Annotated in this window: 23 protein-coding genes; 10 read left to right on the top strand and 13 right to left on the bottom strand. The window is 49.5% G+C overall.

From position 1 onward, the window contains the following. Window positions 1-36 precede the first annotated feature (36 nt). The gene (locus Pan161_RS19165) at window positions 37-723 is read left to right on the top strand and encodes an ABC transporter ATP-binding protein (protein WP_145229867.1); all 687 of its coding nucleotides are present in this window, start codon (window positions 37-39) and stop codon (window positions 721-723) included. A 104-nt stretch (window positions 724-827) separates the two neighbouring features. Here the strand turns inward: Pan161_RS19165 and Pan161_RS19160 are convergent, their stop codons facing one another. Continuing rightward, complete coding sequence (locus tag Pan161_RS19160) at window positions 828-1,283, bottom strand: hypothetical protein (protein ID WP_232103313.1); 456 nt, start codon at window positions 1,281-1,283, stop codon at window positions 828-830. Between the two features lie 567 nt (window positions 1,284-1,850). Between Pan161_RS19160 and argB the strand changes: the two genes are divergently transcribed. Further along, window positions 1,851-2,726, top strand: a complete 876-nt coding sequence (argB, locus tag Pan161_RS19155) for an acetylglutamate kinase (protein WP_145229863.1) — start codon at window positions 1,851-1,853, stop codon at window positions 2,724-2,726. A gap of 5 nt (window positions 2,727-2,731) precedes the next feature. On the opposite strand, the gene Pan161_RS19150 is transcribed toward argB, so the two are convergent. Together Pan161_RS19150 and Pan161_RS19145 are read right to left on the bottom strand one after the other, a co-directional pair. Further along, window positions 2,732-3,226 carry a hypothetical protein gene (locus Pan161_RS19150; RefSeq protein WP_145229861.1) on the bottom strand — a complete coding sequence of 165 codons (495 nt, stop codon included), beginning with the start codon at window positions 3,224-3,226 and terminating at the stop codon, window positions 2,732-2,734. Then, complete coding sequence (locus Pan161_RS19145) at window positions 3,223-4,212, bottom strand: hypothetical protein (protein ID WP_145229859.1); 990 nt, start codon at window positions 4,210-4,212, stop codon at window positions 3,223-3,225. The genes Pan161_RS19150 and Pan161_RS19145 overlap by 4 nt, the downstream gene beginning before the upstream one ends. A gap of 319 nt (window positions 4,213-4,531) precedes the next feature. Here Pan161_RS19145 and Pan161_RS19140 point away from each other — a divergent pair, with 319 nt between their 5' ends. The 7 genes from Pan161_RS19140 (at window position 4,532) to Pan161_RS19110 (ending at window position 11,159) form a co-directional block, all read left to right on the top strand. Continuing rightward, the gene (locus Pan161_RS19140; RefSeq protein WP_145229857.1) at window positions 4,532-6,322 is read left to right on the top strand and encodes a hypothetical protein; all 1,791 of its coding nucleotides are present in this window, start codon (window positions 4,532-4,534) and stop codon (window positions 6,320-6,322) included. Beyond that, window positions 6,319-6,990 (top strand): ABC transporter ATP-binding protein, encoded by a 672-nt coding sequence (locus Pan161_RS19135; protein ID WP_145229854.1) that lies wholly within the window; start codon window positions 6,319-6,321, stop codon window positions 6,988-6,990. The genes Pan161_RS19140 and Pan161_RS19135 overlap by 4 nt, the downstream gene beginning before the upstream one ends. Continuing rightward, a complete protein-coding gene (locus Pan161_RS19130; RefSeq protein WP_145229852.1) occupies window positions 6,987-8,165 on the top strand; it encodes an ABC transporter permease in 1,179 nt (392 codons plus the stop codon). The genes Pan161_RS19135 and Pan161_RS19130 overlap by 4 nt, the downstream gene beginning before the upstream one ends. Before the next feature lie 8 nt (window positions 8,166-8,173). Then, entirely contained in the window at window positions 8,174-9,127 is a 954-nt protein-coding gene (locus tag Pan161_RS19125) for a metal ABC transporter substrate-binding protein (protein ID WP_145229850.1), read from the top strand. A 5-nt stretch (window positions 9,128-9,132) separates the two neighbouring features. Beyond that, on the top strand, window positions 9,133-9,648 hold the full coding sequence (locus Pan161_RS19120) for a GNAT family N-acetyltransferase (RefSeq protein WP_145229848.1): 516 nt from the start codon (window positions 9,133-9,135) through the stop codon (window positions 9,646-9,648). A 257-nt stretch (window positions 9,649-9,905) separates the two neighbouring features. Then, a complete protein-coding gene (locus tag Pan161_RS19115; protein WP_145229846.1) occupies window positions 9,906-10,145 on the top strand; it encodes a hypothetical protein in 240 nt (79 codons plus the stop codon). 162 nt (window positions 10,146-10,307) lie between these two features. Further along, window positions 10,308-11,159 (top strand): TatD family hydrolase, encoded by an 852-nt coding sequence (locus tag Pan161_RS19110; RefSeq protein ID WP_145229844.1) that lies wholly within the window; start codon window positions 10,308-10,310, stop codon window positions 11,157-11,159. 71 nt (window positions 11,160-11,230) lie between these two features. Here the strand turns inward: Pan161_RS19110 and mog are convergent, their stop codons facing one another. From mog to Pan161_RS19085, 5 genes are all read right to left on the bottom strand, one after another. Next, complete coding sequence (mog, locus tag Pan161_RS19105) at window positions 11,231-11,773, bottom strand: molybdopterin adenylyltransferase (protein WP_145229842.1); 543 nt, start codon at window positions 11,771-11,773, stop codon at window positions 11,231-11,233. A gap of 159 nt (window positions 11,774-11,932) precedes the next feature. Then, a complete protein-coding gene (locus Pan161_RS19100; RefSeq protein WP_145229840.1) occupies window positions 11,933-13,414 on the bottom strand; it encodes a proton-conducting transporter transmembrane domain-containing protein in 1,482 nt (493 codons plus the stop codon). Continuing rightward, the gene (locus tag Pan161_RS19095; protein ID WP_145229838.1) at window positions 13,411-14,802 is read right to left on the bottom strand and encodes a proton-conducting transporter transmembrane domain-containing protein; all 1,392 of its coding nucleotides are present in this window, start codon (window positions 14,800-14,802) and stop codon (window positions 13,411-13,413) included. Before Pan161_RS19095 ends, Pan161_RS19100 begins: the two co-directional genes overlap by 4 nt. A gap of 47 nt (window positions 14,803-14,849) precedes the next feature. Beyond that, window positions 14,850-17,975: a DUF2309 domain-containing protein gene (locus tag Pan161_RS19090; RefSeq protein WP_145229836.1), complete on the bottom strand. Its 3,126-nt coding sequence runs from the start codon at window positions 17,973-17,975 to the stop codon at window positions 14,850-14,852. Between the two features lie 211 nt (window positions 17,976-18,186). Beyond that, window positions 18,187-18,489 carry a hypothetical protein gene (locus Pan161_RS19085; RefSeq protein WP_145229834.1) on the bottom strand — a complete coding sequence of 101 codons (303 nt, stop codon included), beginning with the start codon at window positions 18,487-18,489 and terminating at the stop codon, window positions 18,187-18,189. Between the two features lie 400 nt (window positions 18,490-18,889). Between Pan161_RS19085 and Pan161_RS19080 the strand changes: the two genes are divergently transcribed. Continuing rightward, the gene (locus Pan161_RS19080; protein ID WP_145229832.1) at window positions 18,890-19,561 is read left to right on the top strand and encodes a carbonic anhydrase; all 672 of its coding nucleotides are present in this window, start codon (window positions 18,890-18,892) and stop codon (window positions 19,559-19,561) included. Window positions 19,562-19,704: 143 nt separating this feature from the next. On the opposite strand, the gene Pan161_RS19075 is transcribed toward Pan161_RS19080, so the two are convergent. Genes Pan161_RS19075 through Pan161_RS19055 form a run of 5 tightly spaced genes read right to left on the bottom strand, consistent with a single transcriptional unit; the run spans window position 19,705 to window position 25,416 of the window. Beyond that, the gene (locus tag Pan161_RS19075) at window positions 19,705-21,375 is read right to left on the bottom strand and encodes a formylmethanofuran dehydrogenase subunit A (protein WP_145229830.1); all 1,671 of its coding nucleotides are present in this window, start codon (window positions 21,373-21,375) and stop codon (window positions 19,705-19,707) included. 58 nt (window positions 21,376-21,433) lie between these two features. Further along, window positions 21,434-21,688: an FmdB family zinc ribbon protein gene (locus tag Pan161_RS19070; protein WP_145229828.1), complete on the bottom strand. Its 255-nt coding sequence runs from the start codon at window positions 21,686-21,688 to the stop codon at window positions 21,434-21,436. Between the two features lie 28 nt (window positions 21,689-21,716). Further along, window positions 21,717-22,706 (bottom strand): ABC transporter permease, encoded by a 990-nt coding sequence (locus Pan161_RS19065; RefSeq protein ID WP_197995412.1) that lies wholly within the window; start codon window positions 22,704-22,706, stop codon window positions 21,717-21,719. A 39-nt stretch (window positions 22,707-22,745) separates the two neighbouring features. Continuing rightward, window positions 22,746-24,278: a sugar ABC transporter ATP-binding protein gene (locus tag Pan161_RS19060; protein WP_145229824.1), complete on the bottom strand. Its 1,533-nt coding sequence runs from the start codon at window positions 24,276-24,278 to the stop codon at window positions 22,746-22,748. After that, window positions 24,271-25,416 (bottom strand): sugar-binding protein, encoded by a 1,146-nt coding sequence (locus Pan161_RS19055; RefSeq protein WP_145229822.1) that lies wholly within the window; start codon window positions 25,414-25,416, stop codon window positions 24,271-24,273. The genes Pan161_RS19060 and Pan161_RS19055 overlap by 8 nt, the downstream gene beginning before the upstream one ends. Window positions 25,417-25,598 lie beyond the last annotated feature (182 nt).

Raw genomic sequence — 25,598 nt, 5'->3', positions numbered from 1 at the left:
ATGGATTTAATTCTGAATTCTGAAAGTGTATGTGGAATGATTGAAGTTCGAAATGTGAAGAAGATCCATCAGAGTGGTGAAACCGAAGTGCACGCATTACAGGGAGTAAGTTGTCAGTTTCCCGGGCAGCAGTTTTCGTTTATTCTTGGTCCATCAGGTAGCGGCAAGAGTACTTTGCTGTACCTGATGGGAGCCCTGGATACGCCTTCTGCAGGAGAAATATTCGTACAGAACCGATCCCTCTCAACGCTCAGCCAGAATGAACGGGATGTCTACCGCCGGGAAAAAGTTGGATTTGTTTTTCAGAATTTCAATCTGCTGAAAAACCTGAATGCGCTGGAAAATGTACTGGCCCCCTATCTGCCTCAGGGGGTGACGGCAGATCAGAGACTACGCGCCGAGGCTTTACTGCAGCAGGTGGGACTCGGTAATCGGATCACGCATCGTCCCAGTCAGCTCTCGGGGGGAGAGCAGCAGCGGGTTGCGATTGCCCGCGCGCTGTTAAAACGTCCGCTTTTGATTCTGGCGGATGAACCGACCGGGGAACTCGATACAAAAACCGGGCGGGAAATCTTTGATTGTCTGCGTGAGATGAGTGCAGAGTACAAAACGACTGTCGTGATTGTTACTCACGATGAACGCTATATCCGGGATACGGATTTTATTCTCCGACTGCGCGACGGGAAGGTGGCAGAGGAAAAAGCTTTCGAACCGGTTGAATAAAAAAACAGCTACGATTCAAAACTCATGAATCGTAGCTGATCGCGTCGCAATGATGTTTCTTTTTTCTCTGTCGTGATAGCAGTCCTGTACCCTGGTTTCGAACCTCAGACGGTATCGATTTTACCATCATGTGATTTGCGGAATCCGGGGCCTGCCTCTTCTGGGGGTGTGGCATAGACATTCAGACGCACGATCTCCAGGTCAGCCAGATGACCTTCAATCGTGATGTAGGCAGATGAGGTATCACTGATCGTGGATGAATCGGACTGTTCCAGAAAATTAAAGTGGAACCGGTTGACCGACTCGAAACGATCCAGGAGTTGCAATAAATCAAACTGGAAGCTGGCGGCGATGAATTGTCCATCCCGCTGACCTCCTACAATTTCTGTGCTGCCGAGAAACAGGCCCACTTCCCAGCATTCTTCTGTGAACTGACAGTCGAAGCCGACACGGCCGACTTCGTCAAAAGGATTAAAAATATCGGCGATCTCATCGACAAAGTCATTGATCCATGAGGGACGACAGTTAAGGTTAGATGGTTCGGAAGCAAAATTTTCCATTTGTTTCATCAGGTGTTGAATCGGCAAGTGTGAGTGGGCCAACGTTGTTTCTCCGTCTCGGTCTTGGGGGGTCTCTGAGTTGTTGACAGGCAATGCAGTCTGGTGAGCGAAAACACTCTCGTTCTGTAGAGTTATGTATCGGGGAATTCCTTAGAACGACCACACACCATTTCAAGGCTTCTGAAGAGATGGCTTGTATCAGGTGTGTGTCGGTGCAAAATTGCCGAACCGGACTGTCGTGCCATTCTCTCTACTTGGCGGGGCCGTATTGATCAGTCCGATTGTGAAGCCTGACTGGCATTCGATTCAAGTTCGATTATGCCAGTTTGGTCATCAGAAAAACGGTAGAAACCTGGATTTAAGATGATTGCAGTTGAAGTTGAGACAAAAATTATAATTCCAGTGAAAAAAGATGATATCTACTGGACTGATCTGTTCAGCAGGCTCGGGACTCATCCCCTTGCAGCTACTGGTTTGACAGTGACTTCAAGACACTTACAATAGCCTGCTTGTATCAGGGTATAAATCTGGAAATGTTGATGTGTCCGGAAGGATGAAAGGTTTATTGTGGAAGGTGCCGTTCGTAAAGCAGCTGTGTTGATCGAAGCGTTAAGCTGGATTCGCCGTTTTCGTGGTCGTTATGTCGTGATCAAACTCGGGGGTAGTGCACTGGAAGAAGAGGCAGCTGTCAAAAGCTTCCTGACGGATGTGATCTTCATGCGTACGGTAGGTATGCACCCGATTCTGGTACATGGGGGCGGAAAAGCAATCAGCCAGGCGATGAACTCTGCGGGGATCGAACCTCGTTTTGTCAACGGACGCCGTTATACTGACGAGCAGACACTGGAAATTGCTACCGATGTTCTGGCCAATCAGATCAGTGCCTCGCTGGTGCAGGAAATCCAGTCACAGGGTGCCAAAGCGGAAGCCCTGCATTTTGGCACACGGAACTGCTTGCGAGGAGAGCAACTGACCCTGCAGGCAGCAGATGGCTCTGCCGTCGATCTCGGTCATGTCGGATATGTGACAGACGTTGATCAGGGACTGCTGGCGGAAATCTGCCAGTCTGATGCGATTCCAGTCATTCCCTCGGTTGCCCTGGATGCGACCGGTCAGAAGCTGAATGTCAACGCAGATACAGCAGCCGCTGCACTGGCCCGGATTTTGAAAGCCGAAAAGCTGGTGTTCCTGAGCGATGTACCTGGTATTTTCCTCGATCGGCATGACCCGGAGACACTGGTTTCTCATCTGGAGACGCAACGCTGCCGTACTCTAATTGCGGATGGCACGATCGATGCGGGCATGGTCCCCAAAGTGGATGCCGCTCTGGAAGCACTTGCCAGTGGTGTCGGCAAGGTACATATCGTCGATGCCCGGCTGCCGCATTCGATCCTGCTGGAAATCTATTCCGATAAAGGGATCGGGACTGAAATTGTTAAGTAAACTGCTCAGGGCTGATTCATCGGGGGAGTTGGATCAGAGATTGCAGCAGGTTCCGGTTTGGAAAAGCCGATTTCCGGATGTCGAATCAGGCCCCCCCAGTGGGCGGCGGCGCTCCAGAAAACAGCGATGGCAATCGTACCTGCCAGAATGATGGCACGCTGCCAGCGCGGGATCTTTTCTCCCTGAAAGCCCTGAACCAAGGCATTTCCTACGACCATCGCCAGTACGACCATCGCTAACAGGCAGGATCGTGCGAGCAACGCATGGAATTCCACCGTCTCGTTATTCAGCTTGACCTGCTGTTCCAGCATTTCGTAAGCGAGGGGCCCGGAAAAGTAGGCCACTGTTGCGATCAGCAGTACCATCAATAACAGCCAGCAACAGATCTTAAACAGACGCTCATCGCGGAAGATCCAGGCCAGCAGGAACAGGATCGAAAGTCCCCAGCAGCCGATAATGGGGACGTGTACCGTCATCAGATGGACCTGAGCGGCATTCATTTTCGACCTGTCTCGATGGCTTTGCTTGGGTCGATCCCTTTGTCGACCTGGCTGTAGTCGAGTTCGCTGCCACCCATACTGTGAGGAATCAGATAGCAGACTGTCATGACGATCGTGGCTGTGAAGACGGCGATGCGTCCGATGGTCGTATTTTTCTTCCGCGGGTTGAGCCCGATGATCGAACAGGCAAAGACCCAGGCCAGGAACATGAACAGCATTTTATTGTCGGTCCAGTCTCCCCCGAGAGGGAACCCGGTCCAGTATTCGCCGAAGGCATATTTCTGAACCATTGGTCCCAGAATCATGCCTCCCACCGTCATACCACACAGTGTGGCCCAGGCCAGTTGTTTCATATTATAGGGAGCGAACAGAGCAGACAGACCGGAGCGCATTCCTAACAGAATCGAAAAAATCATTAACGTGACATGTGGGATCAGTACGCCATCAGGGACGGGATCCTTGAAGCGAATCAAAACAAATTGATCCGCCTGTTCTGGAAAGCGACGTGGCTGTCCGGCGATTTCTGCTTCGATGTAATACTGCAGCTTACCCGCTGCAGGCTGTTTGGGGAGTGCCCCTTCAAGTTGGGTTCCTGATTCCGAGGTGACTGCTTCCATGGGAACCGGAGTGAATTCGTCGTCAGTACGATATCGTTTATAGTAGAGGTTGGCTGTTGCCGATTTGGCTTCTGCTTGAGGAATGGGCAATTCAACCGTCGCATCTCCCGTTGATTCATGAGTACGAATGAGTCGGGCGACGAAACCTTCCGCTACCGGAACCTTCATGGGGTATGTCGGCCCTGTCGCGCGCTGATAAATCATCGCGGAGGCTGCCAGGAGTACTGCCAGAAACCAGAGTGCGGTCCGCTTCAGGAGCCGTTCTTTAACCGGCGGGGGCAGTTCGGCGTTAACTGCTTGTGTCTCATTGGCTTCGGGCTGGTCTGATTTCTGGTTTTCTTCCATCGGAGTCCCTTTTTTCTCAAGCATCGTGAATTCTTTATTCGTAGTGTCTTATAAGCAGGCCACGATTGCAATTCTATACTGTGTCTCGGTAGGATCAAATAGTACAGAAATGTAACAAAGCCTGCCCGATCGACACTCTCCTAATTGATTCACAATCATTCTGCTGCGAATTTCAAATATGACCATGCGAGTTGCCAACACAGTCTGCGAGTTTGAGAGGCTGACTGGCTCGAAAAAACGGTTTTCGCTACGTTTTCTATTCTGTCTGACTTTGATGATCTGTGGACTTGTTCCCAGGGCAAGTCATGCGCATCCGATTTCTGACAGCCAGGAAAACGTGTATGTGACTCGAGATAAAGTTATGATTTCGATGCAGATCTATGTCGAAGACCTGTATTTCTTTCAGAAACTGGAACCTGACGAAGAAAACATCGTTTCTCAGGCGAAAATCAAAAAAGCGATTGAACAGCATAAACAGTTCCTGCTGGACCGTCTGCTGGTCCGGGATATCAATGGAGAGAAACTGCAGGGGAAGGTCGTCTCTGTCGATGATTCTTCGGTGAAGCCAGAAGGGGTCGCCATGAGCGACCTGATGCAGTTTACTCTGGTTTTCGAAATGGAATATCCACTGGAGAAAGCACCCGAGTTTCTGACTTTCAGCCAGGAACTGGTTGATTCCAACGCTGGTTTTCCGGCGATGGTTCGATTCAATCTGAAACAGGAAGGCTCTGAAACACCGTATGCCGTAGCGATGAAGCCTCGCGATCCGCAGACGATTCGCTTCAATTGGGATCATCCTCCCCTAGACCTTGATGCATCTGAGGCAGACTGGCAGAAGTGGCTCAAAGCACGTCGCGAAGAGACGCTGGGAATTACCAGCTACGGGACGATCTATTCATTTCTGTACATTGAAGACTTCGAAGTACGCCACGAAATTCTGATTCCCCTGGCAACGCTGGAATCATTTTTTACTCTGGATAAAAAAGATCCGGACTTTCTATCAGTGGCAGAGCAGGAAGCATCCCGCGTGAAGATCGAGGAGTATTTTGCGAAAGCGAATCCGATTGAGATTGATGGGATTACTGTCAAACCAGTGGTCTCCAGGCTCGACTTTTATGGTCTCGATTTCACTGACTTTGCCAAACCAGCAGAGAAAAAGCGGGTCAGCCTGGCGAATGCCCGCGTAGGAGTCATACTGACTTACAGCACCAAAGGGACTCCCGATACGGTAAAAGTCACTTGGGATATGTTTAATCGCAGCGTCTGGAGTGTGGAATCAGTCTGCTTTGCCTTTGATCAGTCCTACAGACCTGTCTTTTCCAAATTAGAGCGGAACAGTGAATTCAAGTGGGAAAACCCGGGACGGAAAGTCAGCCTGGATGTAAATCCGGTCGCAGTCATGCTGCCGCCACGACCTATATGGACGATCCCTGTAGTGAGTGGTTTCGGATTTCTGTTGTGTCTCATGATGAGCCTGAGTCTGCTGCGTCGAGGACACTCATACAAGCGGACGTTGACTGCTGTTGCTGTGTTGTTTTTTGTCAGTCTGCTCTGCCTGCCCCTGGCTCAGGTCAGCTTTGCCAGTCCGCTGCATCTCGCGCCTGCGGTTTCCACTGATAAAGCAGAAGCAGTCTTCAAAACGCTGCATAAGAACATTTACCGATCGTTTGATTATCACTCTGACAGTGATGTTTATGATGCCTTGGCGAAAAGTGCCGAGGGATCTTTTCTGGAGACACTGTATCGACAGATTAACCAGAGTCTGAAAATGCAGGAGCAGGGGGGCGCGATCTCGCGTGTGACTGACGTCAACTGGGAATCCGTCAAACTCCTGCCTGCACGGGGGGGGAAAGTCAAAGGTTCTCAGGATGAACGCAGTTTCGCCGTGAAATCAACCTGGACCGTCGCAGGCACCGTCGAACATTGGGGGCATATCCATACGCGTACGAACCAGTATGAAGGCATCTTTTATCTGGAACCAGTTGAGGGTTCCTGGAAGTTGACTGGTATGGACCTGCTGGATGAAAAACGTCTGCATTTTAAAACCAGATTGCGTGAAGTCAAAGAGGAAGCTCCCATGGAGTCCGAGGAGACGGTTCCCGAGAAACAGTCCGCTGATACGAGTTCGCCATGATCCGCCTGCAACAGCTTCAGTTCCGCTATCCGCAATCCCCGTTTCAGCTGAGCATTCCTCAACTGGAAATAAAGGATCGAGAAAAAGTCGCAGTGATCGGACCAAGTGGCTGTGGGAAAACGACGTTACTGAATTTAATCTCCGGAATTCTAGTTCCGAATCAGGGCACTCTCATTTCCTGTAATGTCGATTTGAAAACACTCAATGACAGTCAGAGACGCGTTTATCGAATTTCAAACATCGGTTTTGTCTTTCAGGAATTTGAGTTAATCGAGTATCTGAATGTACGTGAAAATATTTTGCTTCCCTACTACATCAATCAGGCGTTGAAGCTGGATCAGAGCGTGCAGGACCGTGTACAGGAATTAGCGGTTTCCATGCAGATCGATCAATACTTAAATGGTCGAATCGATCAGATCTCACAAGGAGAACGCCAGCGGGTTGCCATCTGTCGGGCACTATTGCCTCAACCTGAGATCCTGTTAGCCGATGAACCAACCGGGAATCTAGATCCTGCGAACAAGCGTTTGATTCGTGATTTGCTGCTGGAACATGCTGCGCGGACCAATGCTACGCTGATTATGGTGACGCACGATGATCGTCTGTTAGACCAGTTTGACCGCACCATCGATATTGAACAGTTTCATGAGGTTGCATCAGTGTCATGAGTGGAATTCTCCGACTGACAATCCGCTATCTACTTTACAACAGGATTAAGACGATCACATTGGTTTTATGTGTCTCGCTGGCGATATTATTGCCGGTACTGCTGCAATTTGGAGTGACACAGTTCGAGCGTGATCTGATGGCCCGCGCCAATACAACACCCCTGGTGGCTGGTATGAAGGGGAGTCGCTTCGACCTGGCGTTGCAGAGTATGTATTTCAACCAGGCAGACCTGGAACCGACCACCATGCAGGAAGTGGAAACGATACAGGAAACAGGTTACGCCCTGCCCATTCCTCTGGCGGTCCGATTTACTGCGCAAGACGCTTCGATTGTGGGAACGACCCTGGATTACTTTGAGTTCCGTAAACTTCAAATTGCAGAGGGTACCAGCCTGCAGCGACTGGGTGATTGCGTAATTGGTTGCAACGTTGCGGAGAGACTGCAACTGAAGCCGGGAGATCGGTTGATGTCTGATCCCTTAAACGTTTTCGATCTGTCAGGTAACTATCCACTCAAGATGCGAGTTGTAGGAGTGTTGGCCCAGGCATATTCCCCCGATGACGATGCTGTTTTTGTCGATCTGAAGACGGAATGGATTATCTCTGGTATCGGGCATGGTCATCAGAGTATCAATGCGAAAACAGACACAGCGCTGGTCCTGCAACAGCAGGGACAGAGCACGGTCGCAAATGCAGCGGTACCCCAGTTCAATGAAGTAACCGAAGACAATCTGGCGTCATTTCACTTTCATGGTGAGATTGAGTCCTTTCCTGTGACATCAATGATTCTGGTTCCCTACGATCCGAAATCGGAAGTGCTGCTGCTGGGGATGTATGATACAAAAGAGTCTGCCATTCAGTTGATCCGCCCCGTCGAGATCGTAAATGAATTACTACAACTGATCTTTCGCGTCAAACAGCTGTTCGATGCGAATACGCTACTGGTTTCGATTTCGGTAGGCTTACTGTTGGCACTGGTGTTTATTCTGTCGCTGAGATTACGACAGCGGGAGCGGCAGACAATGTTCCAGTTGGGCTGTAGTCGTTCGACGATCTGGAAACTGCAGTTGACAGAGTTGTGTTTCATCTTTGCTGCCAGTCTGATTGTTGTTTTAATTCTGACAGCAGTGCTGCGAGTGTATATTCATCAATTAATGCAAATGTGGTTTATCTAGTGGTGTCGATGATGCAACCTGTATTAAAAGTATTCAGCTTGTTCTTCCTGTTGATGATTTCCGCCTGTCAGTCGAAAACGGATGAGGTTCAGCAGCAGGGGACAGGTGAGAGACCTCGACTTGTGGTCGTGGTCAATTATCCGCTGCAGTTTATTATCGAGTCACTGGTCGGGCCGGAGTTTCAGATTTTGAATCCGGTTCCCCCTGATGAGAATCCAGAAATTTGGTTACCAGGGGATGCGACAATCCAGACCATTCAGCAGGCGGATCTGATCATCACGAATGGTGCTGACTTTGCGGACTGGGTCAAAAAACTCTCCTTGCCTCGCTCCAAAGTATTGAGAACCTCCCTGGCGATCAAAGATGCCTTGATTACCGTCCCTGATTTTGAAGTTCATCGCCATGGAACAGGTGGGGCGCACTCACATGCGGGCACGGTCGCTTTTTTCTGGCTCGATCCCCGTCTGATGGCAAGGCAGGCGGATGCGATTGCAGAACGCTTGATCAATCTGGATCCGGAATCAGAAAAAGAGATCAGGGCCAACCTGGAGAAACTGAAGGTCTCTTTGAAACCGTTAAACCAGCAACTGGATCAGATTCAGGAAGGATATCCGGGACTACACTGGTATTGCCGTCGGCCCGTGTATCAGTATCTGGCAAAACGTTGTGATTGGACCATGCATCAACTGCACTGGAAATCGAATGTAAAACCGAACCTGGAGGACTGGGAGCAGCTCAAGTCTTTACAGGAACAACAGAATATTTCCTTAATGTTGTGCGAAACGGAGCCTGGTCAAGAACTAACCAAGAGGCTCCAGGAGCAGGGGATTTCAGTATTTACGCTCAATCCATTGACTATGGCTCCGACTCAGGGAGATTATGTCAGTAACATGCAACTGCAGTTAATCCATCTGCAAAAATTTCTGAAACAGCAACAAAAAACATCTTCCCCTGAGAAATAAACACGATGCAGATTCGCTTTGAACAAACATCGGATAGCGCCGCCATCAGAGCGGTCCACGAAGCGGCTTTCGGCCAACCTGCGGAAGCGAATCTGGTGGACCGCTTGAGAGAGGAATGTCCGGAACAGGTTTCCCTGGTTGCAATCTGTGATGATCATCAACTAATTGGCCATATTCTGTTTACCCCGGCTGAGATCAACTATACAGACGGTTCTGAAATTCACGGATGGGGGCTGGCACCCCTGGCTGTTTTGCCTGAATTTCAAAAGCAGAGAGTCGGGTCTCAATTAGTGCAAGCAGGTTTGCAGGAGCTACAGAATCGGAGTCAGCAGTTTGTGATCGTATTGGGGCATCCGGAATATTATCCCCGTTTTGACTTTGAACCCGCCTGGCAGTACGGACTTACATGTGACTTTACCGGCGAAAACCGGGATGCCTTTATGATTCATTTTCTGGAACAGGCTGGTTTTCAGAAGAAACCCGGAAGAGCCCTGTATCATCCAGTTTTTTACTCGCCGTAATTACTACGACTGATGTATTTATACTGAAATTTTGTTTCCACTTTCGGGGAAAGTAAGTTGAATTCAGTTGAGGGAGTAGGAAGTACCGATGTAAGGTATATAATAAGGAGTGACTCATTGAGCCCGGAATCGGGTTCTTTGACGCGTTTTTCGAATCCGCTTGTCCCTGCTTTATGAAGGTCGATGCTGAGGATTCGTCGAAAACGCGCGTGTATCATCAAGGAGCTTCACCAGACGTAAAAATCCGAAAGGTTTAAATGATGCAAACAGCTTTACAGGTTTTGGATCGAGAATATCTCGAAGCCCGTTGTGCTTTGGTAGAACTTGCTGCGACCTTGGATCGCATCGACCGGGCCCACGATCATGAAGAGGGGGCAGATGCATTTCAGGATTCCCGGTTGGAACTCCTGAGTGAGGCAATCAGCCTTTTGAAAGAGGAGAGCCATCTGCCCAATCGATCAGAGCGGATGCTGTTGCTATTCTCAGATCTCGACTAGAGTCTTATCAGACCTGGAATGGCACGTTGGCTAAAATGGTACGCTCGATCGATGGCGTGCTCGCCTGATAGGGGCCACCTGCTAAGACAGGTATTAATGGACCACTAGTCGAACCGAACTCCTCCCTCCCCGCTTCAATCAGATTTTATCAGTGAGACGATTATGCAAATCATTCAACCTCATTATCACGCAATTGCCCGTACAGCCCAGGACTACGAACGCATGGCCATGTCCGGCGTGGTTGCCGTTGCGGAACCCGCATTCTGGGCTGGCTTTGACCGTCTGTACCCGGAAACCTTTATAGATTACTTTCACCAGATCAGCGAATTCGAACCAACGCGTGCCGCCGAGTATGGTATCAAGCATTACTGCTGGGTTGCCGTGAACCCCAAAGAAGCAGAGAATCCGGAACTCAGCCGCGAAGTGCTCAAGCATATGCCTGAGTTTTATAAGAAACCGACGGTACTGGGTGTGGGTGAAATCGGCTTTCACAAAACAACCAAAAATGAAGAAGAAATTTTCGAAGCGCAGGTCGAACAGGCCATCAAGTATGATCAGCTGATTCTGATTCATACACCCCACCTGCAGGATAAAGTGCGGGGCACCAAACGGACGCTGGAAGTGCTGTCGCATATGAATGTCAATCCTGAACGGGTCTGGATTGACCACGTCGAAGAACACACCATTCGCGAACCCCTGGAAGCAGGCTACTGGGTCGGATTTACTTTGTATCCCATTACCAAGTGTACTCCCAAACGGGCCGTCGACATGCTGGAAATGTATGGTCACGAGCGAATTCTGGTGAATTCTTCAGCTGACTGGGGCCCCAGCGATCCTTTCACGCTGCAGGAGTGTGTCGTGCAGTACCGGGCGCGCGGGTATTCCGTGCAGGATGCGATCGAGGTCTTCCACAACAATCCGGCTCGATTCCTGGGGCAGAATCCCAAGTTTGATATCAAGCCAGTTCGACTGGAAACGATTGAAGAGGACAGTGAGAATTTAGTACAGAATTAACTCTGATACTCAGATTTGAAGATAAAAACAGAAGCATCCATTCGTATGGATGCTTCTGTTTTTTATTGCACTTATTTCTTTTTAGGGCGAAATGCTTTCAAGCGGGCTTCATCTGTTTCCAGAAACGGTCCTTCCAACAGGTCAATGCAATAAGGTATTGCAGGGAACACAGCGTCGAGGCATTCCTGAATCGCCTTCGGCTGACCTGGCAGATTGATGATCAGGGTTCCGCCTCTGATGACAGCCGTCTGTCGGGACAAGATCGCGGTCGGAACTTTTTCCAGCGAAACCTTTCGCATCAATTCTCCAAAGCCCGGCATCTCTTTTTCAGAAACAGCCAGTGTTGCTTCGGGGGTGATGTCCCGCTTCGCCGGGCCGGTGCCGCCAGTGGTCACTATCAGACAGCACTGCTCCTGATCGCAGAGTTCTTTCAGAGTCTTTGTAATCGTCTGCAGTTCATCGGGAATGACGCGCGCGACAGGCAGCCAGTCACTGGTCAGAATTTCCGAAAGATAGTCCTGGATCGCAGGACCGCCGCGGTCTTCATACTCGCCACGGCTGGCGCGGTCGGAAACGGTTACAATTCCAATGCGGGCAATATTTGATTGTGGCACAGTCAGTCTTTCTGCTATCAATAAAAAATATCTTCCAGCACAACACTTTATAACCCGGTAGCCAGAATCGCAAGCAAGCAAATACAGTAAGGTGACACGTACTGCCGTACCTGAAAAAAACACTGGTTCAGCTTAAGGGGAGGGTGGATTTGAATTTCATCATCTTAAATCTTGGCGTAAACCGATTAAGGGTTGTGTTGATTCCGGTAAATCTATTTCGCTGATCTTTGAATCAATCTCTGATTTACGGAAAATGGTTTCCCGCAGATGAATCAGTTCTATGGCGGCATGATTTCTGGAAGTGACTCCTGGTTGTGGATACAGTCCTCCACCCAGGATCAGGGCTACCAGAATTAAAATCGCCACATGTTCTGAAGGTCGTGCACGGAGCGAAATGGAGGATGTGTGCCGTGCTCCGGTAAAGACGCGAAAATAGGCCTGCAGAATAGCAATACTGTTTAACGCGGCGGCAATCACAACAGCGGTTCCAACGAGGGGATAAACTTCAATTGCTCCCTCAATCAGTAGTTCGGTTCCGATGAATCCAACCGTTCCGGGAAAACCAATTGATGCCAGGCCGGTTACCAGGAATAATGCTGCCAGTGTGGGAGTGTGATCATAGAGTCCGTGGTATTCTACGAGAGAGATTCGACCGATTCTGGCTTCGATGGAGCGGAATGTCAAAGCAAATCCTGCCAGCGAAATTCCGACGGAAATCCAGACACAGAGTCCTCCCGTTAACCCCAGGGGAGTCGCCATTTCTAACCCGACCAGCACAAGTGACGAGTGACTCAAAAACAGATAACAGAAGAATCGTCGCGCTTCCCGTTGCACCAGAGTCATACAAGCCGCATAAACGGCGGTTGTCAGTGAAACCAGGGCGATGCCCTGTAATGCCCAATCTGGGGCGATCGGAAAAACCAGTCTCACTACCGCATAGGCTCCCGTCATCGGAGCGACAAACAGTAATGCAGTTCCGAAGGTTGCCTTCTCAAAGAGATCCGTCATCCAGCAGTGCAATGGAATGATACCGCTGCGTAGCAGAGCGGCAGTCGTCAGAAAAGCCCCTGCAATCAGTGAAATCAAATCACCGGCCTCACCGAAGCTGGAAAGGACTCCTCCGACAACTAATAGAGTGATAAAGAGACCCATATGCAGAACATACACACGAGTCGATCGTTTATTGGCTCTGATTTCCAGGTAAGGGAGTATCGTAGCAACAGAAAGTAACGAGATAATCACCCATAATTCCCGGCTGCTCAATGTGGCTAACAGAATAGATTCTGACAGCAGAGTACTGCTGAATGAAAAACGGTGTCCCTTGGTTTTCAACGTCGAAAGAACGGTAAGCAGATACAGCAGAGCTGCCAGGGGAAGCAAAGGCGCACTGAGTTCGTCCACGATAAAGATATTTTTATTAAAGAGCAGTTTAAAGATATTGAAATGGTCTCGTGCCTCAAAAGCATGCAGGCTTTCGAAGTCAATCCATTCACAGATGGATGTGAGAAAAACCAGACCGCAGATCAGGAGGCAACTCCTGTAGGCCTTGTCTCGATCATGTATCGTTCGGACCCAAAGTGCGCCAAGCAGCGTGATCAGGATCGACAATTCCATCCAGGGAAGATGGAGTTCGGGTATCATAAGTATTCCTCCAGAGTTTCCGCATGCGGCTTAATCAGATCTGACTCTCTGGATTCTCCCCCCGAGAGAAAGTTGGTCCATCGACGTTCCAGACGATCACACAGACGGAACAGAGACATAAAAGGACGCACAATTAAGAGATTAATAAGTATATCCAGGTAGCCGCGTTCGAGTTCAAATCGGTAAAGCATGATCCGGTAGCGTTTCGGCATAAATCGAACCCATAAAGGTCTCTTTTGGGAAAGATGAGAGCCAATGGCATTTTCCAATGTGTGATAATCTTGCAATAACGAAGGCGCTCGTAGAAGTTGCAAGGTTCGCAGACAGGCATGACCGATGATATGAATCAGTGCGATATATCGCAATCCGCATCCAATTTCGACTACGATAATGCCAACCTGAGTGAGAGAAGCAAAGGCGAGCGCACTTTTGATGTCAGTCTGTACGCGGCCAATTAGCGTTCCAAAAATAGCCGAGATCAAGCCGAGTGAGATCACCGCCAGACGTAATGTCAGCGAAAGTTCGAGGATGGGACTGACCCGTAACAGCAGGTAGGCACCAAGATGGACGGAAAGCGATCCATAAAAAACGGCACTGGAAGGTGTTGGTCCTTCCATGGCGCGAGGAAGCCAACCGGAAAATGGGACCAGTGCCGATTTTCCGGCTGCGGCAATCAGTAATAATAAGCCGACGAACAAAGCGTGTTGTTCAGAAATAGTGGCATGTCCATCCGGCCATGATCCCGTTCCCATCAGGCCGTCAAAATCACCAGCACCGGTCAAATGATGCAACATTAAGGCTGCGATCAAAAATGCGGCATCGGCAATTCGATAAATCGACCAGACACGCATTCCATTGCGGACTGGATTGAGCCTTTCGTGAAAAAAAGCAACCAGTAATGCTGAAGATAAACCAACAAGTTCCCAACCAAAAAAAAGCGTTTCTATGGTTCCCGCCAGTGATGAAACAATCATGCCAAGCAGGAAGATGGCATAACAGACGAAGAAGCGGTTATAACCGGGTTCTCGATGCAGGTAGCGGCTGGCGAATGCGCCAATTGTTCCACAGAGAACAAATGACAGGATACAAAAGGGAATCGACAATCGATCGAAAATAAATTTCAGATGAAAGTGAAAGTGCTGTTCGGGGATGACAACCCAGTTACCGAGTTCTATGGGAACATACCGAATATCAAGCGAGAGCATCAATCCGAGAACGGCAATTGATGCAAACAGCCCGATCATAACCATGGTTTGCGTTGCCTGTGCCATCAGGCGTTCTCCGATTGGCCGATTCATCAATGAGGTCACGCCGAACAGAGCCAGGAGCAAAGCAGGGCTCACCACCACGCACACACCAAGAAAATGAAATACAGCATCAGTGTTCATTGCAGTTCAGTCATTTCATTCAGGATAAGGAGAATCAAATTCACAGATTATGACGAAAGTTCATGATCGCGAATGGAAGCGAATCCGAGAAGATCGCGCCAGCCTCGGTACCAGTCGATTGACGAATCTACAACTGGGAGTTCATTCGTTTCCGGTTTGTAAATTTCAAAATCACCGTTACGGAATATGTGAATCTGGGATGTTTCAGCATTAAGAATGGCTAGTTGTATCCAGTTACCGTTCACAAGTCTGGCAATGGCAGCGTTGTCTGAAATAATGCGTCTCATAGCCTTCTGAGTGGTTTCAATCACAAAGAGCAAACGTACCGGTTCATGGATTTCAACCATTTGCCAAGGCAGACCGGGCCGCAGATCACTGGCGGCGCCATCCATCACACCCAATAACGATGTGATGTTGTGAGCCAGTTTTGTCCCGCAACCGTAGCCTGCCGAATCGACGAAAGAGAAGTAGTATTCCAGGTTAATGCCGGCACAGACCGGGATAACGGCTTGCAACAATCGCTCTAGAATAGAGCTGTCTGCGTCATCCTGTGTCGGGTCATACGATGTCAAGAATGCACGCCGATCGAGAAACATCCCGCGACTCCACTCTCTGCGGCCGACAAAGCACAGAGAATTCGTGGCATGACCGCACTCCGGTCGCGATTGTGAGAGGTCCTCTGCGCGACCTTCAACATGCCGCAAGGCATCGCTCACAGAGAGTAACAGTTCCGCTGATTCAAAACGTCGGCAGCGTTCATGAGCACTGTGCGCGCGGGCTTCGTTGAGATCTTTTTCCGCTTTTTCAAACAATTTACGTTGTGAAATGGGAAGTCGATCCAGGTCGTACCAGGTGATGTTATCATCGCACGTATTGTGAAAACATCCTGCAAAAACAGTATGATCCGGGATAACCAGACTACGTTCTGAAAGAATGCGTCGCACGCGAGGATCATTCGCCATTTGTGCAAAAGCGCGTGCATTCGGGCCGCCGCGACCTCCACCGCAGGCGCCACAATCATAAGCGGCTTTATGCGGGTTGTTGAGGCTGGCGGAGCCGTGCCCGCAAATGATCACCAGCGGCGAAAACAACTCTGGTTTCCCGAGTCCCAACGCTCTGAGTCCTCCTTCAACAATATTAGCCATTTCGTCAACAGAATAACCCAGTTGACCGTTACTGGGTCCGGGCTGATCGTCCATGCGTTCCAGACGCAATTGCGTGATCGGAGGCTGTACAATACGATTAAACATACGACGGATTTGTGCTGTTGTACGTGGGAAAAGAATTCTGGCAACAAGCGGAAAGGCTGCCAGTGAGCCGAGTAACCCTGTCAATAAGCCTCCGATGAAGGTCCGGGTTCCGATGTGCGCTTGATGCGTTGCTTGTCCAATCCGTCGCCGTGTCTCGGCTCGTCGTCGGCTGGCTTGTGTGAGGGAATAAAGCGTCTCTTCCTGGACATAGTGGGCGGGTTTGATATTCACCGGGCAGAGCGGGCTGAAGTGTGCGTCGGCTGCACCACGGTAATACATGGCGACGCCAAAGAAACCTGCGATACCGAAAGTTTGACATTCAGGAGCAATTTCTTCCAGATGCCGCCGAAACGATTCTTCGCGATCGTCAATACAGCAGGCCACCTGATATGCGGGATGTTGTAATGTTTCGGCCTTAGGCTGCTCACGTTGTGCATGTTGCCGGGCGGAGTGAATCGCGACTGCGTCGAGAGTTTCATTGCGATATTTCCGCTCAAATGCCAGATGATATATACGTCGGCGTTCGAGGCTGGGGAACAATTCAATCTCCTGAACGAGAGTTGTCCATTGTTCACATGAAAGATGGAGAAGATCTTCAGGACTCCAGCCACGTATCTGGGCGAGCTGGAAGATCGTAAATGCCCGTTGACTGGTTTTGTTCTGTGTATGTTTGTCCGTTTGCTGAAGCAGCTCATTTCGAATGGAATCTAATTGCCCTTCAAAGCCAAACGTATTCTGTATCACAAATTCGGCTGCCAGGCGATCAAGAATCAGACGCACCGCCAGAAATTCAATGAGACTGTCTGGTGGGGCTGTGTGGGGCATCCATTCTGCATTGGTTTCCATTTGCCACACCATGCCAGCCCAGCCACGCAGAGCAAGCAGCGTCTGTGTGATAAATTCATCGCGGTCATCGTCGGTGACTCCCAGTAATGTCAGCGATTCTGAGATTGATTCCAATGGGCCAATATCCGAGGATTGCAATCTTTGAATTTCACGTCTCAATCCGGAAAGTTCATTAGCAGGGCCGATCGTAGATTCGGAATACAGTTGCAGAAATGAATGATAGAAACCTAACTCACGTCCGGGTAAAGGCCAGGTGCCAAAACCCTGATCAAGAAAGGCTGCACAGAAACGAATCAGCACATCGTGAACAATAAGGTCCGTATCCTCACCAGTCGAGGTCAATAATAGATCACGATGTCTGAGTCGTTTCTGCGAAAACTGTGATTTTAATTTTGTACTTTGTACCCCGTTGTAGCAGACGCGCCACAGAAAGTGTAACACAAATGACTCCCATTTACGGTCGTCCCATGTTTCAATCGATTCTTTTCCAAATTGGGAAAACAGACTGTCCAGGATGTGTTTTGCCCGCTGCTCACCTCTGTTGTTTTCATTCAGAAAGTCTCGCATGATCCAGTGACGCGTCATTGTGGTTGTTTGTTCGCGAACCGCCGGCTTGACTTCCTGACGAAAATGCCGCAAAGCATCAGTTTCTGCAATAAACCAGCGTAATTCAGAAACTGGTCCAGAATGCAGGGGGAACTGCAGCATTGCTAATCTGAGAGCATACCGTGTTCCAAAATTTCCAATCAGTATTTCAGCGTTTTCGCCAAGATCAGACAATAATACTGCTTCGATATCAGTGACACGAATCTGATCGTTCTCAAACTTTTTTCGGTAATGATCTTCCGATAAAAACGGATGGCATCCAAATGTTCGTCCTGCTTCGACGACCCCTTTTTCAAAGGACAGATCCTCGAATGCATGCAGAGTGTTATGATGCACGAAAACTGTGATAGGTCCTTGAGCTGGCAAAAGATGAGCAGCATGCTCAATCGCATGACGCAGTTCGGAGATCTGCTCAGAGTGAGTCGATTTTGAAGTTTGATGGTCGGTGTGAATATTTGCTGATTCGTTCATTGTTCTTCACAGAAAAATAGATCCAGATATCCAAATTTATCCGCTCATGGAATCCAGCTGATTAGCATACATCCTCCAGCAGGGAAGAAGCGAATTCCTGGCATCATTTCACAACTGGGAATGACTTAAGAAGCTTCAGCAGTAGCAGATGCAAACGAAAAGAGTGATGCATCAGGACGTAGCATAATCGTGATAGAAAGCGGCTGTGGGGTCAGCAGAGAGAAAGTGGAGGCGCGCGAGAGCAATTAGGGCTAACATCGACCAGTGGAGGGAAGAGGAATGCCTCATGCAGTGAGCAGACAATCGATTTATCGAGCAGGAAATCGACCGTAATAGTGGCAAACAGGGAGAGTGTGGGCTCTCGTTTTTTCAGCTCTTCTTTAGGTTTATTCTTTTCAAATTTGCCAAAAGACTGGTTGACGGAGATTTCTTGTCCATCTTCTTCTGAAGCCAGGGACAGCGCAGTGCCAAACAACACCCCCCAGAAGAGAACGAATAAAACAAAGAATTTCATCAACTGTTCCAGCTGCATTAATTGTTTCAGCAGCACCTGTGTACTGACCTTGCGTTCAGTATTGCTTGTTGTGGTTAATGCTGGCAAATAAGAATTATCAAGGATCGTAACAATAATATAATGGTTTTAAGGTGTAACGGCAAGTTCGCATCCAGGATAGCCACCGTATGTTGTAACGTGCGATTGTCTCGGCGTGATTCCGGGTTATTTTTCTCCCAACAGCCAGACTTCAAATATTTCAAGAGAGCTGCAAATTTAACTTATTTTGTGAGCTGAACTGACTAGAATGGAGCGTAGTAAAATGTTAAATCACTCAATGGAAGTGTAGAATCATGCGTATATACATACGTTTAATCTGCATTCAATGCAATGATCATATGAAGTAAGCAGGAGAATTAATATGCAAAAGCTCGTTGACGGAATTCACGAGTTTCAAAGGAACTACTTTAGCCAAGACCAAAAGTTGTTCGAAACACTGGTTGATGGCCAAAGCCCGCTTGCGCTATTTATTACCTGTTCGGATTCAAGAATCAATCCGAACCATTTAACTCAGACTAAACCGGGTGAGCTATTTATCCAGCGGACTGCGGGAAACATTGTTCCTCCTTACGGCGCTGTGTTTGGCGGAGAAGCCGCAACAATTGAATATGCCGTGAGTGCGTTGAAGGTCAAAGATATCATTGTTTGCGGCCATTCTCATTGCGGTGCAATGGGGGGGCTGCTTGATCCGGCGTTGCTCGAAAAGATGCCCGCTGTTAAATCTTATTTACAACACGCTGAATCAACACGTAGAATTGTCGATGAGAATTACTCACACCTGACAGATCCTCAAAAGCGTCTCGTTCTGACTGTGCAGGAAAATGTGCTCGTTCAAATCGAAAATTTGAAAACACATCCGTCGGTTGCGGCGGCGGTGAGTCGTGGAGAGTTAAAGTTACATGGCTGGGTTTACAAATTTGAAACCGGTGAGGTTTATAATTATAACCCGGACGAAGGACAGTTTCTTCCCATCCAGGATGAAGAAGTCGTTTTGTCACAACCAGAAGTAAATCGAACATTACCTCCAATTTAAAGCTTATAAGTCAGCACACTCATTTAGAATATTTTTTAGCAGGTCAGTTAATTGAGTTTTTAACTTACTTAACTGACCATGCTTTAAATATTCACCCCACTACGTCACTCTCATGACTGATAGAAGGCTGCACTATCTGTGGATTAGCGTAAGTCCAATTGGCAAGTGATTTCTTCTGCCTGGGGAATTTCCTGACTGTCGATCTGGTAGTTCCGGAAGCGAATCGAATAGTTGTCGTTAAACCAGCTTTCGATGTGTGGCAGAAATTCCTGATCAAAGTCGGGCGAGGTGTAATAGGTTTTTCCAAACGCGTGTGCCTGGATTTCTCCATCTACGACAACCTGCTGACCATCTTTATAAACCCAGCGAGGGCGTTCGAACATTTCCTGTCGATTCTGCTGTGGTGCATAGATGGTGATGTCAGCATGGGCACCGACACCCAGGTGACCTTTGTCTTTCATACCCAGGACCCGCGCTGGAGCAGCCCGGGTAATGATGGCAATTTCGTAGAGTGAATATTCCCGTTCCAGATCAGCCAGCACGCTGCGTTCACGAATTGCTTCGGGCATCCGGGAGAGAAATTCCAGGCGGAAGCTGCGATCCATCAACAGATAGATAATCTCTGGGTAATGATAAAAGGCCCCGCCATTCGGATGATCGCTGGTCATGATGACCCGCCAGGGATCTTCCATCAGTAGATACCATTCCAGCGCAATCGCCCACTGGACTGCATTAATGAGACTTTTCTGTGGTCGGTATTCGATGGGGATCACGCCACAACTGCTCTCCAGTTCGCAGTCGGCGGTGTACCATTTATTCCGATTGATATTATGCAGGAACTGACTGAAAGGCGTATCGCCGGTCATGGAAAGCGTGGTGCCAGGATTGATGTGCCCCACGTCGACCGTGATGTTTTCATGCGTATTGACATAATCCACCAGTTTTTGTGTCGCGGAAGAAAAGCTGGCTGGATCATTGGGATCGCCGTCATAGGAATGAAACTGGACGTGTGCCAGATGTCCGCGATGGCCTTCCAGGGACTCCATTGTATTGAGAGTCGTTTCCCAGTTTCCGGGAATCCCCAGATTATTACAGTGGATGTGCACGGAGTGCGGCAGCTGCAGACGGTCAGCGGTTCCTGCCAGCCCGCGAACGATCTGTCGTGGTGTGACGCCGAAATTCTGGACGGGGGAATCCAGTTCTTTGATCGTCTTGCGGCTGATCTGCTTCCAGTCTTCGACGCCGCCCGGATTGACAATCTTGATGGTATAACCTTTGGCCGACTCCAGCAGCCAGGCGCAGTACGCATCGAGGGCATTCTGGTCCTGGTTCCGCAGATGCTTCATCACAAAATGATTGTTACCGAACAGCAGGTAGAAGCCTTTATCCAGAATTGGCGTGTCCTGCAGTTCTTCGTGAGCATGGCGGGCATGCAACCCTGGAATGGCAGCGTCCATGGCAGTTGTATAACCGATGCTGGCGAACAGATAACCGGTAGCGAAGGTACTGGGAACCACGCCTCCTGTTCCCGAACGAGTGTGGTCGCTGCGATAAATCGGGGGCGCATTGCGTTTCAGCTCTGGTGTCATTTTGCGACCCGCGTTGACTTTGGGGCCGGCGATATGACAGTGCATATCGATCCCGCCCGGCATCACGACGTACCCGGTTGCATCCAGCGTCTTTCCTGTGAACGAATCTGCATTGGGGGGACGGGCAATGATCTTACCGTCCTGAATCCACAGGTCACAGACTTCGCCGTTGACTCCATTCGCCGGATCGTAAATCGTTCCATTTTTAATACGAGACAGAGACACAGGAAACTTTCAATGTAGCTGAGGATTCAATCGAGGAGCGCGTTCACAGGTTGGTAAATCAGTGGCGGCAGCAGTTGGAGCGACCACAGCCTGGATCAGCCATGGGGAGTTGGGACTTCTTATTTGAACTTTCCCCTTTGAAAAGCAATCCGCCTGAGATCAGACGTTCGACCGGAGCTGCCGCGGGAGTGCCGTTGAGAGGGACTCCTGCTTTCTCGCACACTTCACCCCAGGTTTTGAGGGATTCGCTCATACGATGGCTGACTTCAACTGTTTCGTTGTTTGATTCGCAAAAATATTCGTAGGTGATCATACTGATGATTCCGAAGCTTTCGAAATGACTATCCCGATGTCTGTCTGGCCTGCTGAATCGCCCGGCGTTTCTGTGCATAACGTTTCACAAGTTCGTCCGAGACGACGCCGACCAGAATTACTGCTCCAATGATAGCAAATTCCAGCTGGGAGGGAATCCCCAGCATGGTGATTGAATTGCGCAGAACCCGCATCAGAGCGGCACCGATGACCACTCCTAGAATCGTCCCTTCACCGCCGCGAATACTGCATCCCCCCAGTACCGCTGCTGCAATCGCGTACAATTCGTAGAAATTACCAATCCCCTCGGGCTGGACCGAGTTGATATCCAGACCGAACAGAATGCCCCCGATACCTGCCAGGAACGAGCAGATCACATACGCCGTAATCACAACTTTATCGGTTTTGATGCCGGAATACCGAGCGGCTGCTTCATTGTTTCCGATGGCTTTCAGATAGCGGCCAAAAATCGTTTTATTCAGCAGGAAAGCAGCCAGCAGAGCCAAACCGAGCATGATTAAGAACGGCACAGGTAGCTTGAATCCTTCGATGAAGGGGAGATCGATTTTACCAGTTGCCAGATAGCGGAGTCCCGCATGAGCCGTACCGAAGCCCTGGGTTTGATCCTCGGTAATTCCCCGGGCGACACCCCGATAGATCAACAGGCCACACAGGGTCACGATAAAGGGTTGCAGTTTCAGTTTGGTAATCAGTAAACCATGTGCGAGGCCGATACAGATAGAGAGGACTCCGACGAGCAAGAAGGCGAGCGGAACGGGAACCCCTTTGGCCAGCAGGTATGGCAGCATGGTTCCAATCAGGCAGATCACCGAACCGATCGACAGATCAATGCCGCCGGAAATGATGACAAAGGCGACGCCAATACTGATAATTCCAAACAGGGAAGTGAGTCGCGTCACGTTCTGAATGTTATACGCAGACACAAAGTTCTCATTCGAGATGGCAGTCACGCCGCAGACAACAATCAGTAAGATTAAAATTCCCAGTATTTTTTTCATGATTCTGATTCTCAGGTATGATTTCAGCTTAGATGATCATTACGTCTGACTGTGGCTGAGAGTCTGGCCGGTCGCCAGTTGCATGATGGCCTCCTCGCTAAATTCATCGCGGGAGAGTTCGCCAGTCATTTGTCCCTCATGCATGACCAGCACACGGTCAGAGATACCGCGGATTTCTTCCAGATCGCTACTGACAAACAGGACCGCCATGCCTTGAGAGGCCAGTTGATTCATCAGCGTGTAGATTTCTTCTTTCGCACCAATATCAACGCCGCGGGTGGGTTCGTCGAGCAGCAAGACGCGGGGATTCATGGCCAGCCATTTTCCCAGCACGACTTTCTGTTGATTTCCGCCAGATAAAAACTGCACGATCTGACTATCGCTGGGAGTTTTGATCTTCATCACCGCGATCATCTCTTCGGAGATGTTGCGTTCCTGATTAAAATTAATTCTACCCAGTGATTTTCGATCGCGCGTCAGGCTGGCCAGACTCATGTTTTCGCGGACTGCCATCTCCAGCACCAGCCCCTGTAGTTTACGGTCTTCGGGTACCAGTGCCAGACCCGCTCGGATTGCATCCCGCGGTGAATTGATCTGTACTTCCTGTCCGGCAACTGAGATGGAACCACTGAGAGGAGAGTCGATGCCAAACAGCACCTGCAGCAGCTCTGTACGGCCTGCTCCGACCAGTCCTGAAATACCAACAATTTCATTCTGCCTGATCGAAAAGTTGATGAAGTGGGACGGATAGGCGGGGGTACGGAGCTGTTTGACTTCCAGAACGACCTGACCGGGCTCATGGGGCGTATGCGGAAAAAACTGGGAGACATTCCTGCCCACCATTAATTGCACCATCCGTTCATGGGAGATCGAGGCACGGTCCAGATCGCCTGCGTTTTCGCCATCGCGTAAGACGACGACACGATCGGCTAGGTCGTTGACCTCGCCCAGCCGATGGGAAATGTAAATCACACTGACCCCTCGCGCCTTCAGTTCCCGGATGACGGCAAACAGGGCCTCCGATTCGTGCAGAGAAAGGGATGAGGTGGGTTCATCCATAATCAGGATTCGGGCATTGATCGAAAGAGCCTTGGCAATTTCGACCATCTGTTGTTGCCCGACGGTCAGATCACCCACCAGGGTTTGCGGAGGAAGATTCAGCCCCACCTGCTTGAGCAGCTTTTGGGATTCGAGGTAAGTCTGCTGCTGGTTGATCACATTCCAGGAAGCGGGCTCACGTCCCAGAAAAATATTGGCTGCGATGTCCAGATTCTCACAGAGGTTCAACTCCTGGTGAATCAGGGCGATCCCATTCTCCAACGCAGCCTCTACGTCGGAGATTGAGACTTCTGCTCCTTCAATCAGCAGTTTCCCCGAATCCGGAGGCTGGACACCCGCCAGGATTTTCATCAGCGTACTTTTACCGGCACCATTTTCACCAATGACAGCCAGAACTTCTCCATGGTTTAACGACAGGCTGACCTGGCTCAAGGCTTTGATGCCAGGAAACTGTTTGGAGATCTGAGCTACTTCGAGAAGTGGTGCCGGATGAGTCGTGGCAGGACTACTCATCCTTCTGCGGTTCTTTCTGCTGTTGTGGGTAACGGGGGTCTGGTGTTGCTCCCGGATCAGTTTTCTTTGCAGATTTTATTGTCTCGTTTACGGTTTGTCCCGGATCCTTTTTCGCAGAATCGCCGAGCAGTGATTTCAGTTCGGTCCAGAACTCCTCAACATTGTCCTTACGGATTTTGCGAGCCGGAATGTGCAGAATTTCGTTCTCCGGGATCACCGATTTGTCACCGTTGGCGAGTGCTTTCAAAACGCGTACCGATTCGTAGCCGTACTGGTAAGGGTTTTGAACGACAGTGCCTACGACCGTACCATCCATGATTCCCTGCAGGCTGGCTTCATTTTCGTCAAATGAGACAACCTTGATTTCTTTCAGTTTACCGGCGTCACGAATCGCCTCCAGGCAGAGCGGGGGATTGTAAGCAAACAGACCGACCATGCATTTTAAATTGGGATGATTGGCAATCGCGTCTTCCGCATTCGCTTTGGCTTGCGGATGGTCGAAGTCGTCAGTACGGGTATCCAGAATAGAGTATTTGTCATTCTTGATGACCTCACCTGGTTTGTCGTAGCGTGAACCGTCGTGCGAGCGATCCATCAGTTCGTCAATCACACCCTGCCTGCGTTGACGGGCATTGGCCTGACCCAGACGCCCTACAAACAGCATGACCTCGCCTCCATCCGGCAGGGCTTCTTTGACCAGTTCTCCACACATGCGACCGGCGGTGTAGTTATCCATGCCGATATAGCACTGACGTGGGCTTTCCGGTGCGTCGGAATCTTGAGTGATCAGAATCGATCGCGCGGCGATTTCTTTTAACAGCTCATTTTGATTTTCCGGATCAATCGGGCTGATCGCAATTCCATCGACGTTTTGAGCCAGCAGTTCCTGAACCATTCGTTTCTGATCCGCCACACCCTGGGGGGGCATTCTCACTTCGACATTCACATCCAGGTCTTCACCCGCTTTTTCAGCACCTCTCTGGGCAATCACCCAGAACGGGTCGACTCCGTTTGTGACGAAGGCAACTGTTTTTTTACCGTTCCCATTCTGCTGGTTACAGGCGGGTAACAGGAGAGAAATACTAAAGATTGTTGCAAAAAGGCTGCAACTCCGAATCAATTCGCGACAGGTTTTCAAGTGAGGCTCCTTGTTTTTATTGTGCGTAGGATCAGCTCAAAGAATTGAGAAGAATTTGATGAATGACTCCATTATATGATGCAATGATTTCGTAGAAATATCGAGTTCACCTGCGCGAAATCAATAAATAAAAATGAATCCAGACGAGTTTTCAATGCATATTCCAGCTGTTATGATGAAGG

The organism is Gimesia algae, from assembly GCF_007746795.1.
In the GTDB taxonomy this organism is placed as follows: domain Bacteria; phylum Planctomycetota; class Planctomycetia; order Planctomycetales; family Planctomycetaceae; genus Gimesia; species Gimesia algae.
Note: the sequence above shows the minus strand (reverse complement) of the source record. Positions and strands in the feature narration are given on the sequence as shown.